We start from the raw sequence: 9,771 nt of genomic DNA on the forward strand, positions 1-9,771 counted from the left end.
GCATCCACCTATTGCGTAGCCGCATTATCCTTTTCTTGCGCGGTCGCGTCTATTGTATCGGCCTCGGAAGCCAGCCGGGTCAACAAGATCGAGATCCGCGCGCCTCCTTCCTTGCGGTTGGCAAGGTCGATACGCCCACCGTGTTCTTCCACGATCTTGCGTACGATTGCCAATCCTAACCCAGTCCCGTGGGACTTGGTGGTTACGTAGGGCTCGAACGCGCGCTGCATGACCTGGGGCGGAAAGCCCGGCCCGGTATCGGCCACGGTAAACCTAAGGGCCTGCTGGTCCGCGCGGTCGGGCTGTTCGCTGCGCATGAGCTGCGTGGTCACGCTGACCCGCCCTTGCCCGCCCTGCTCGGCGATCGCATCGCGGGCATTGGACATCAGGTTGTGGATCACCTGGCGCAACTGGGTAGGGTCGCCTTCGATGGGAGGCAGGTCCGGCGCCAGGGTCACGTCCAGGTTCAGGGCCTTTTCAGCCAGGCGCGACGAGCCGCCTTCGGGCTCCCAGCCGTACAGCGACAGCACGTCCGCCACCAGGGCGTTGAAGTCGATGCGCTGCATCACCGCCGGCGGCGTGCGGGCGTATTCGCGGAAATCGTCCACCATCTGCTTAAGCGACGCCACCTGATTGACGATGGTGTTGGTGGAACGCTCGACGATCTGGGCCTCGGCGGGGGGCAGCTTGCCTTCCAGCTTCATGGCCAGACGTTCCGCCGACAGCTGGATCGGCGTCAGCGGATTCTTGATCTCGTGCGCCAGGCGGCGGGCGACCTCGCCCCAGGCCACGGTCCGGTTGGCCGAGATCACTTCGGTAATGTCGTCGAACACCACCAGATAGCCGTTGCCGCGCCCGTCCACGCGCAAATGCGTGCCGCGCGCCAGCAAGGTCAAGGGCTGCGCCCCTGCCGGCGCCTCGCCCTGGCCCGGGGCGATCTCGAATTGCTGCTGCCAGTGCTGGCGCTCGGAACCCACCGCGGCATGGGCGGAAAAGGCCTGCCGGACGATGTTGGCGAACTCCAGCATGCCGGCCACCGTTTCCAGCGGACGGCCGATCACCGAACGCAGATCCGCCCCAAGTATGGTCTGGGCGCCCTGGTTGACCGTGGTGACGCGGAACGACTCGTCGAACACCAGCACCCCGGACGACAGGTTCGACAGCACGCTTTCCAAATAGACATTGGAGCGTTCCAGCTGCTGCCGGTTGCTCTCGACCATGCGGCGGGCCTCGTCGAGCTGGCGCGTCATGGCGTTGAACGAACGCGTGAGCTGGCCGACTTCGTCGCGCTCCGGCGGTTCGGGCAGGGGCCGGTAATCGCCCACGCCCACGGCTTGCGTGCCGCCCGCCAGGCTGAGCAGCGGACGCACCAGCCGCTTGGACAGCGACAACGCCACGGCGATGGCGCCGAAGGCCGCCAGCAGCAGGGCCAGGGTCAGGGTGATGCCATACAGCTTGCGCAGGCCCAGCCGCGACAGCGCCAGTTCCTGGTAGTCGCGAAAGCCCTGCTGCACCAGATTGGCGTTGTGGGCGATCTGCTCGGGCACCGGCTGCATCAGCTGCAGCCAGCGGGGCTCGGACGCCGCCCCCAGCAGGTTGTCGTAGCGGTCCGGCCCCGTGAGCGGAATCACCACCCGCAGGTGCAACCCGCCTTCGGCGCCGGGCGTGACCGGATCGTCGGCTTCGGCGGCGGAATAGCCGCGCGCCAGCCGCAACTGATTGATGACCGTGGACGGCGGCGTCGCCGGCAGCAACTGGCCGTACTGGCTGGTGGAAAACGCGATCATGCGGCCGCTGCCGGTGAACACCATGGCTTCCTGCACGCCATTGGCCTCGCGCAGCCGGGTCAACGCCAGCGTCACGCCGCTATCGGAGTTGCGGTTCAGCTCCATGGCCATGGAGCGGGCGCGGGCGTCCAGGTCCGCCAGCAGCGAGTCCAGCGCGGCCCGGCCCAGGTTCAGGCCGGCTTCCAGGGCCGTGTCCACCCGCACGTTGAACCAGGATTCGATCGAGCGCGACATGAACTGCACCGACACGGTGTAGATCAGGGCGCCGGGCACCACGCCGATCAGGGCGAAGGCCAGGGAAAAGCGGGCCGTCAGCCGCGCACCGAACTGGCGCCGGCGGATTTGCCGCGCCAGCCGCACGGTCAGCGCCACCACCCAGACGAAGAGCGCCAGCGCAAAAATGCCGTTCAGCACCAGCAGCGTGTCGTAGTAGCGCGCAAAGCGCGAGGCATTGCCGGTGGACCACGCCAACAGGCCCAGCAATGCCAGGCCGCTCGCGGCGCCAACCATCAGGGCCAGCCGAAGCAATAGCCTCATGACGGGTCTTTCTCCTTGTCGCTGAGCACGAACGTGAAGTCCAGCCAGGGCGTCGCCTGCACCCACGAACTGCTGTTCAAGGCGTTGACCTGGAACGGCCGCGGCAACAGCGAGGTATCCAGGCGCAAGCGCAGCTGGCCGCCGTAAAGCACGCCCGCGTCGAAGTCGTCGGCGTCACCCACCGGCCAGTTGCGGATATGGCGGATGACGCCCATGGCGTCGTCCAGGGAGGCGACCGGGAAGGTCAGCTCACCCACGCCGACCCGCCATTGCCGGGTCAGGGCGTTGTAGATGACGCGCCAGGTGCGGGAGGTGTCGACCAGGGATTTGTCAAACCACCACCAGCGTTCGCGGTTGATGTTGAGATCCGCCGTGAAGTACAGCGGAACCCCGCGCTGGGCCGCGTCCCGCAGTTGCTGGTTCAGTTCGAACTCGATGTCCGCGTCGATTTCCAGTTTGCCGTCGCGCACCGCCGGGCGAACTTCGGTGACCTTCGGTTCAGCCCCATGCGCCTGCCCGCCCGGCACGAACGAAAGCAAGGCAGATACGAGCAACAACCCGAGAAATAAGCGCGGAATAATGGACATACGGCACCGGAACTACGTCATGCCCCCTATTCTTGGCGATTCAGGACTGCTTGGCAAACAAGGCGTAGAAAAACCCGTCGTGCTGGGCCGCAGGTGTTGCATCGACCGCAACTGGCAGCAACTGCCCGGGCGCCTCCAGGCGCTGCGCGTCAGGGTGACGCTGCATGAACTCCAGCGCCTGGCGCGCGCCCTCGATCGGGAAGATCGAGCAGGTAACGTAGAGCAGCCGCCCGCCGGGCGCCACTGTGCGCCAGAGCGCGTCCAGGATGCTGGACTGCAGGGTGGCCGTGCGGCGCACGTCGTTCTCGCGCCGCAACCAGCGGATGTCCGGGTGGCGGCGCACGATGCCCGAGGCCGTGCAGGGCACGTCGGCCAGCACCGCGTCGAACGGCTTGCCGTCCCACCAGGCGTCCAGGTCGGCGGCATCAGCCGCTTTCAACTGGACACGATCGCTTGCCAGGCCCAACCGGTCCAGGTTCTGCCCGACCCGGACCAGCCGGTCGGCGTCGGCATCCAGAGCCAGCAGGTCGATGTCGGCCAGTTCCAGCAGATGGGCGGTCTTGCCGCCCGGGGCCGAGCAGGCATCCAGCACCCGCATGCCGTCCGCGGGCGCCAGCAATTCGGCCGCCAGTTGCGCGCCGGCGTCCTGCACCGACCACCAGCCCTCGGCAAAGCCCGGCAATTGCGTCACTGGCTTGGGCGTGGCCAGCACCAGGCCGGACTGGCCCACGGGCTCGGCCGCCAGGCCGGCGGCCTGGAACGCGGCCAGCACCTGCTCGCGGCTGGCGCGGCGGCGGTTGACGCGCAGGGTCAGCGGCGCGGGCAGATTGGCCGCAGCCAGGATCTCGCGCCACTCGCGCGGATAGGCCACGCTCAGCTGCTTGACCCACCAGCCGGGATGGTTCCATTGCGCTTCGGGACTGTCGGCGACCGCGGCTTCGAGCGCCGCGCGCTCGCGCAGGAAACGGCGCAGGCAAGCGTTGAGCATGCCCTTGAAAGAGGCCAGCTCGCGGCTGCGGGACGCGGCCGTCACGGCCTGGTCCACCACCGTGTGGGGCGCATAGACCGGCATGCCCGGCAGAGCCGACGCGGCCTCGCCCTCTTCTTTCAGCAAGGTCAGCGAGACCAGCAGCAGGGATTCGAACAGCACGCTGGGATAGCGCTGCACCATTTCGCGGCCCACGGCATCGGCCCAGCCCAGATAGCGCATGGCATGGAACGACACGGCTTGCGTGGCGGGCCGCAGGGCCGATTCCACGTCGCTCAGCGCGTCCGTCAGGGAACGGCCGTCCAGCACGCCCTCGACCACCTCCGCGCTGGAAAGCAGGACGGAGGACAACGGGGGGGCCAGATTGGGGGAGTCGGAACGCGTGGACATGGTGCAAATTCAGGAGATAAGACCGCTATGGTAGCCGGACCTGGACGAACCGCGCCCGCCACGGCACACTGGCCCCCAGCCACGGAGCCCCTCATGACCCTTGCCACCCTGCTGCTCTTCATCCTGGCCTCGGCCGTCACCATCATCACGCCGGGCCCCACCGTCCTGCTCGCCATGAGCAACGGTTCACGCCACGGCGTGCGCGCCGCCTGCTGGGGCATGGCCGGCGCGGTGCTGGCGGACCTGGTCCTGATCGGCGCGGTGGCCTCGGGCCTGGGCGTGGTGCTGGCGGCGTCGGAAGTCGCCTTCCAGCTCATCAAATGGGTGGGCGCGGCCTATCTGGCCTATCTGGGCTGGAAGATGCTGCGCTCGGACGCGGCGCTGGTCATGCCCGCCGCCCAGGCGGATGCAAGGCGTCCGGCTGGCCTGAGGCTGGGCCTGCGCAGCTTCGCGGTGGCGCTGACCAATCCCAAGGCGCTGCTGTTCATGTCCGCCTTCCTGCCCCAGTTCATCAATCCGGCCGCGCCCCTGCCCGCCCAGTACGCCGTGCTAGCCGGCGTCATGGCCTTGATGAACATCGCCGTGATGCTGGCCTACGCGGCGCTGGGCGCGCAGATGGTGCGCGCCTTCCAGGGCGCCGGCCTGCGCTGGCTGAACCGCATCTGCGGCGGCTTGCTGATCGGGTTGGCAGGGACGCTGGCGCTGTACCGGCGCGGCACGCCTTGAGCGGCCTGCCCCTCGGCCGGCGCACCGCCCGCTAGGCCCACCCCAGTTGCCGCGATAGAAAGCTGCAGGTCGCCACCAGCAGCTTCGCGCATTCGGCCACATTGCCTTCCATGCGGTGCTTGGGTCCGGCAACCGCGACGGCCTGCGTTTCGCGGTAGCGATGCGGAGAATCGAGTCTCAGCGCACAGCCTTCTTGGCGGAAGCCCCCTCCTGCAGACGCAGGTAGTTGGCGTAGCGTTCACGATAATCCGCGCCAAATACCTCAGGCGTTTCTTCCTGCCGGGTCACCTCGGGCAGGGCCGCGCTCGACCATGCCTGCAGGTCCGCGGCGATTTCCGCACTGGTCACCGACGATAGCGAACACCGCGGCAGGAAAAGAGGTCTTGATGCGCATGATATGAATCTCCGGTAGGCCGAGAATTGCAGGTTGAATCGACGCGTTTTGCGGCGTGGCGTGATTTTGCGCAATCGGGTCTGGCCAGACTGTGACCTCTGAATAACGTTTCTATCAGCGCGCCGCGCGACACTGGACCGGTTGGCCTGCCCACTCATTTCTGGCACGAGTTTCCTGTCATTTTTATGGAGCAATTTCTGACAAGTTCATCATATTCAGGTCACCTTGAAGACGGCTTTGCTGCTCTAGAATGCTGGGCCGCGCCGGTTTCTTTATAGACCGCTGGAAATCCATGCCGGCTCAAAGAACTTCAATAAAAGCCGCTAAGGGAACGCATGCGTTTGCTGGTTGTGGAAGACGAACCAAAGACGGCATCGCACATCAAGCGCGGGCTGACTGGATTGGGCTTTACCGTCGACTTGTCCGGCGATGGGAGCGAGGGGCTGTTCCTGGCCATCGAGCATGACTACGACGCAATCATCCTGGACGTCATGCTTCCCGGCCAGGACGGCTACGCACTGCTGAGACAACTGCGGGCGCGCAAGCCGACGCCGGTGCTGATGCTCTCGGCCCGTGGCTCCGTCGACGAGCGGGTCAAGGGACTGCGCCAGGGCGCTGACGACTACCTGGCCAAGCCATTTTCCTTCATCGAGCTGGCCGCGCGCATCCAGGCCCTGCTGCGGCGCCGGGTCGGCACCGGCGGCGATTCGACCTGGTTGCAGGTGGGCGACCTCCAGGTCGATCTGCTGGCGCGCCGTGCCACCCGCGCCGGCCAGCGGCTGAACCTGACCGCCAAGGAGTTCGCGCTGCTCAGCCTGCTGGCACGCCACCAGGGCGAGATCCTGTCCAAGATGATGATCTCCGAGCAGATCTGGGACATGAACTTCGACAGCGACGCGAACGTGGTCGAAGTCGCGATGCGGCGCTTGCGTCTCAAGGTTGACGCGCCGTACGACACGAAGCTGCTGCATACCGTCAGGGGCATGGGCTATCTGCTGGAAAGCCGCGCCGAAGCCTGCGCCGCCTCGCCATGATCGCGTCCCTCTCGATGCGCCTGGCGCTGATGTTCACCCTGGCGGTGACGCTCACCGCCTCGGTTTGCTCCGTGCTGCTGCAGGGATCCCTCAGGCAATCGCTGCAGCAACAGATACAGCGCGAGCTTGAGTTGCGTCATTCGTTTCTGGATCCGCTGCTGATGTCGCGACAGTCGCCGGCGACCTGGCATGACGCCGTGTTCGCGCACAGCCCGTTTGCGTCGAACGGCATGGTCAATGCGCAGCACTGGATCCTCAGCGACGACCCGCTATACCGCCATGGCGGAGAACCGCCCAAGAGCGTGACGTCGAGCCAGCTACCCGACGGATTTTCCATCCTGCCAGGGGCAACCGATTGCTGTCCTTTGCACGTGCTTATCACCACCATACCGCCGGCGGGCATCCGGCCCGCGGTGCGGTCGGTCATCTCGCTCGACTCTTCCCCCTACATACAGACGCTCGACGACTTTACGGCCATCCTTGCCTCCTTATCCATTGCGGGTTCCTTGCTGGTGGCAATCCTAGGCTACTTCATTGCGCGGGCGGGCCTGCACCACGGTCAGCGTCTCGGCGGCCAGGCTCGAGAGCTGACTCCAGGCAATAGCGGACAGCGGCTACGCCTGGAACGGCTTCCCACCGAAATCAAGGACCTGGCCGCATCGTTCAACGGCGTTCTCGATCGGCAGGAAGTGGCCTGGCGGCAGCTGGAAAGTTTCAACGCCAATGTTGCGCACGAACTGCGCACGCCGCTGACCAATCTCATCGGTCAGACTCAGTTTGGCCTGCGCGCGTGCAGGACCGAACACGAATTCAAGGAATTACTTCTGTCCAACCTGGAAGAACTGGAGCGGATGACGGCCATCGTCAACGATATGCTGTTTCTGTCACATGCGCAGACTGGCCAGATGGCCCTGGACCTGGGAGAAGTTTCGCTACGGGAAGAGGTTGCCAAGACCATGGAGTACCTCGAACCGCTATTCGAGGAAAAGGGACTGGCAATCGTTCTGGAAGGTGAAGTCCGCATGCACGCGGATCGGCGATTGTTCCATCGGGCGGTGGCGAATCTGCTGGAAAATGCCGTCCGCCACGCAGTCCCGCAAAGCAGGATCAGCTTGCGGCTGACAGAACAGGACGGCTTCGCCCACGTGTCCGTCGCCAATCGTGGAAACCCTATCGATCAACAGGTCCTGCCGCGCCTGTTCGAACGCTTTTTCAGGGCGGAAGCCGCGCGCAGCCGTAGCAGCAAGCATCACGGCCTGGGACTGGCGATCGTCAAGGCCATTGCGACAATCCATCAGGGCGACGTATTTGCACGCAGTGCGGGCGGCATCAATACTTTCGGGTTCACGTTGGCCTGCCCGCTCCCTTTACCTGCTCACACGGTAGAGATGTCGAGCCAGGTTGGGAAGCCTGTCCGACTGGCGGTTGGATGACAATTAACCTACGGCAATGCCGTATAATTAAAAATTCGCCTTCGCCGCCATCACGGTACGTCGGCATGAACCCCTGGGACGCCACGCAGGCGCCACCCGACTTTTGAAGAGCCATGAAGAATGCTGCCCCGACGGCGCGCAGCGCACCGTGGCAGGCGTCGCATATCAGCGAAGCACGCAACCGCGTGGGCCTGCCGCAAACGGATTTCGCTGAACTGCTGGGCGTGAGCGTACGCACGCTGCAAGATTGGGAGCAAGGCCGGCGCACCCCCTCGGGCGCGGCGAAAACCCTGCTGCAGGTAGCCATGTTGCACCCCGAGACCCTGCGAGAACTGCCCCCGTGGCGCGCCAACGAACACGCTGAATCTTGAGGCCCGCCGCCCCGGCCTCGCCCGACATGAACAACACATCCGCCGCGCGACACGCTCGCCGCGCGATTTTTTGGTGAACTAGATTGGAAATCCTCGAAACCTCCCGGCCTGGCAAGGGCCCTGGCAAGACCGACAGCGCTGACGCGAACGCGTCCGCCGCCGCCACCCTGGCCAACACCATCGCCGCCGTCAACGCCGAAGGCCGAACCCCGCGCGTGGGCTTCGTTTCCCTGGGCTGTCCCAAAGCCCTGGTCGACTCCGAACGCATCCTGACCCAACTGCGCACCGAAGGGTACGAAGTCACGCCCGAGTATGACGATGCGGACGTGGTCGTCGTCAACACCTGTGGCTTCATCGACAGCGCCAAGGCGGAATCGCTGGAGGCCATCGGCGAAGCCCTGGCCGAGAACGGCAAGGTCATCGTGACCGGTTGCATGGGCGTCGAGGAATCGGTGATCCGCGACGTGCACCCCAGCGTGCTGGCCGTGACCGGCCCGCAGCAGTATGAAGAGGTGGTGCGCGCCGTGCACCAGGCCGCCCCGCCCAAGAAAGATCACAACCCCTACCTGGACCTGGTGCCGCCACAAGGCATCAAGCTCACGCCGCGCCACTACGCCTACCTGAAGATCTCGGAAGGCTGTAATCACCGCTGCAGCTTCTGCATCATCCCGTCGATGCGCGGCAATCTGGTCAGCCGGCCGGTGGGCGACGTGCTGAGCGAAGCCGAGCGCCTGGTCAAGGCCGGCGTCAAGGAACTGCTGGTGATTTCGCAAGACACCAGCGCCTATGGCGTGGACGTGAAGTACCGCAGCGGCTTCTGGAACGGCCGTCCGGTAAAGACGCGCATGACCGAGCTCTGTATGGCCTTGTCCGAGATGGGCGTGTGGACGCGCCTGCACTACGTGTATCCGTATCCGCATGTGGACGAGGTGATCCCGCTGATGGCCGAGGGCAAGATCCTGCCCTACCTGGACATTCCGTTCCAGCATGCCAGCCCGCGCATCCTGAAGGCCATGAAGCGCCCGGCCTTCGAGGACAAGACCCTGGCCCGCATCAAGCGCTGGCGCGAGATCTGCCCGGACCTGACGATACGCTCGACCTTCATCGTCGGCTTCCCCGGCGAAACCGAGGAAGACTTCCAGTACCTGCTGGACTGGATGCAGGAAGCGCAGTTGGACCGCGTCGGCTGTTTCCAGTATTCGCCGGTGGAAGGCGCGCCCGCGAACCTGCTGGACAATCCGGTGCCGGACGAGGTCAAGCAGGAACGCTGGGAACGCTTCATGGAGCTGCAGCAATCGATCTCGACCGCTCGCCTGGCGAAGAAGGTGGGCCGCGAGATCGACGTACTGATCGACGAAGTGGACGAAGACGGCGCCGTGGGCCGCAGCAGCGCCGATGCGCCCGAGATCGACGGCTGCGTCTACGTCAGTTCGGACAAGCCGCTGAAGGCGGGCGACATGGTGCGCGCCCGCGTCACCGATTCCGACGAATACGACCTCTGGGCCGACGCGATCTGAATCCGGT

The 9,771-nt window shown here is 65.5% G+C and carries 9 protein-coding genes; 5 read left to right on the top strand and 4 right to left on the bottom strand.

What is annotated here, in order from left to right; genetic code table 11:
* Positions 1-8 precede the first annotated feature (8 nt).
* Genes AC6LKD_RS27055 through rsmB form a run of 3 tightly spaced genes read right to left on the bottom strand, consistent with a single transcriptional unit; the run spans position 9 to position 4,289 of the window.
* The gene (locus tag AC6LKD_RS27055; RefSeq protein WP_013396669.1) at positions 9-2,324 is read right to left on the bottom strand and encodes a sensor histidine kinase; all 2,316 of its coding nucleotides are present in this window, start codon (positions 2,322-2,324) and stop codon (positions 9-11) included.
* Complete coding sequence (locus tag AC6LKD_RS27060) at positions 2,321-2,911, bottom strand: DUF4390 domain-containing protein (RefSeq protein ID WP_492273983.1); 591 nt, start codon at positions 2,909-2,911, stop codon at positions 2,321-2,323. The genes AC6LKD_RS27055 and AC6LKD_RS27060 overlap by 4 nt, the downstream gene beginning before the upstream one ends.
* Before the next feature lie 40 nt (positions 2,912-2,951).
* Positions 2,952-4,289 carry a 16S rRNA (cytosine(967)-C(5))-methyltransferase RsmB gene (gene rsmB / locus AC6LKD_RS27065; RefSeq protein WP_013396671.1) on the bottom strand — a complete coding sequence of 446 codons (1,338 nt, stop codon included), beginning with the start codon at positions 4,287-4,289 and terminating at the stop codon, positions 2,952-2,954.
* 93 nt (positions 4,290-4,382) lie between these two features.
* Between rsmB and AC6LKD_RS27070 the strand changes: the two genes are divergently transcribed.
* Positions 4,383-5,015: a LysE family translocator gene (locus AC6LKD_RS27070; RefSeq protein ID WP_498117960.1), complete on the top strand. Its 633-nt coding sequence runs from the start codon at positions 4,383-4,385 to the stop codon at positions 5,013-5,015.
* A 177-nt stretch (positions 5,016-5,192) separates the two neighbouring features.
* Here the strand turns inward: AC6LKD_RS27070 and AC6LKD_RS27075 are convergent, their stop codons facing one another.
* Positions 5,193-5,483, bottom strand: a complete 291-nt coding sequence (locus AC6LKD_RS27075; protein WP_498117961.1) for a hypothetical protein — start codon at positions 5,481-5,483, stop codon at positions 5,193-5,195.
* Between the two features lie 261 nt (positions 5,484-5,744).
* Here AC6LKD_RS27075 and AC6LKD_RS27080 point away from each other — a divergent pair, with 261 nt between their 5' ends.
* The 4 genes from AC6LKD_RS27080 (at position 5,745) to rimO (ending at position 9,764) form a co-directional block, all read left to right on the top strand.
* Positions 5,745-6,443, top strand: a complete 699-nt coding sequence (locus AC6LKD_RS27080; protein WP_492273976.1) for a heavy metal response regulator transcription factor — start codon at positions 5,745-5,747, stop codon at positions 6,441-6,443.
* The gene (locus tag AC6LKD_RS27085; RefSeq protein ID WP_498117962.1) at positions 6,440-7,876 is read left to right on the top strand and encodes a heavy metal sensor histidine kinase; all 1,437 of its coding nucleotides are present in this window, start codon (positions 6,440-6,442) and stop codon (positions 7,874-7,876) included. Before AC6LKD_RS27080 ends, AC6LKD_RS27085 begins: the two co-directional genes overlap by 4 nt.
* A gap of 113 nt (positions 7,877-7,989) precedes the next feature.
* Positions 7,990-8,247, top strand: a complete 258-nt coding sequence (locus AC6LKD_RS27090; protein WP_013396689.1) for a helix-turn-helix domain-containing protein — start codon at positions 7,990-7,992, stop codon at positions 8,245-8,247.
* Positions 8,248-8,426: 179 nt separating this feature from the next.
* Positions 8,427-9,764: a 30S ribosomal protein S12 methylthiotransferase RimO gene (gene rimO / locus AC6LKD_RS27095; RefSeq protein WP_498117964.1), complete on the top strand. Its 1,338-nt coding sequence runs from the start codon at positions 8,427-8,429 to the stop codon at positions 9,762-9,764.
* Positions 9,765-9,771: the final 7 nt, after the last annotated feature.

Source organism: Achromobacter sp. D7-1 (assembly GCF_059760445.1).

Bases quoted from the DNA above. Each gene is read 5' to 3' on its own strand.
- AC6LKD_RS27055 (WP_013396669.1), bottom strand. From the start codon at position 2,324: ATGAGGCTATTGCTTCGGCTGGCCCTGATGGTTGGCGCCGCGAGCGGC.
- AC6LKD_RS27060 (WP_492273983.1), bottom strand. From the start codon at position 2,911: ATGTCCATTATTCCGCGCTTATTTCTCGGGTTGTTGCTCGTATCTGCC.
- rsmB (WP_013396671.1), bottom strand. From the start codon at position 4,289: ATGTCCACGCGTTCCGACTCCCCCAATCTGGCCCCCCCGTTGTCCTCC.
- AC6LKD_RS27070 (WP_498117960.1), top strand. From the start codon at position 4,383: ATGACCCTTGCCACCCTGCTGCTCTTCATCCTGGCCTCGGCCGTCACC.
- AC6LKD_RS27080 (WP_492273976.1), top strand. From the start codon at position 5,745: ATGCGTTTGCTGGTTGTGGAAGACGAACCAAAGACGGCATCGCACATC.
- AC6LKD_RS27085 (WP_498117962.1), top strand. From the start codon at position 6,440: ATGATCGCGTCCCTCTCGATGCGCCTGGCGCTGATGTTCACCCTGGCG.
- AC6LKD_RS27090 (WP_013396689.1), top strand. From the start codon at position 7,990: ATGAAGAATGCTGCCCCGACGGCGCGCAGCGCACCGTGGCAGGCGTCG.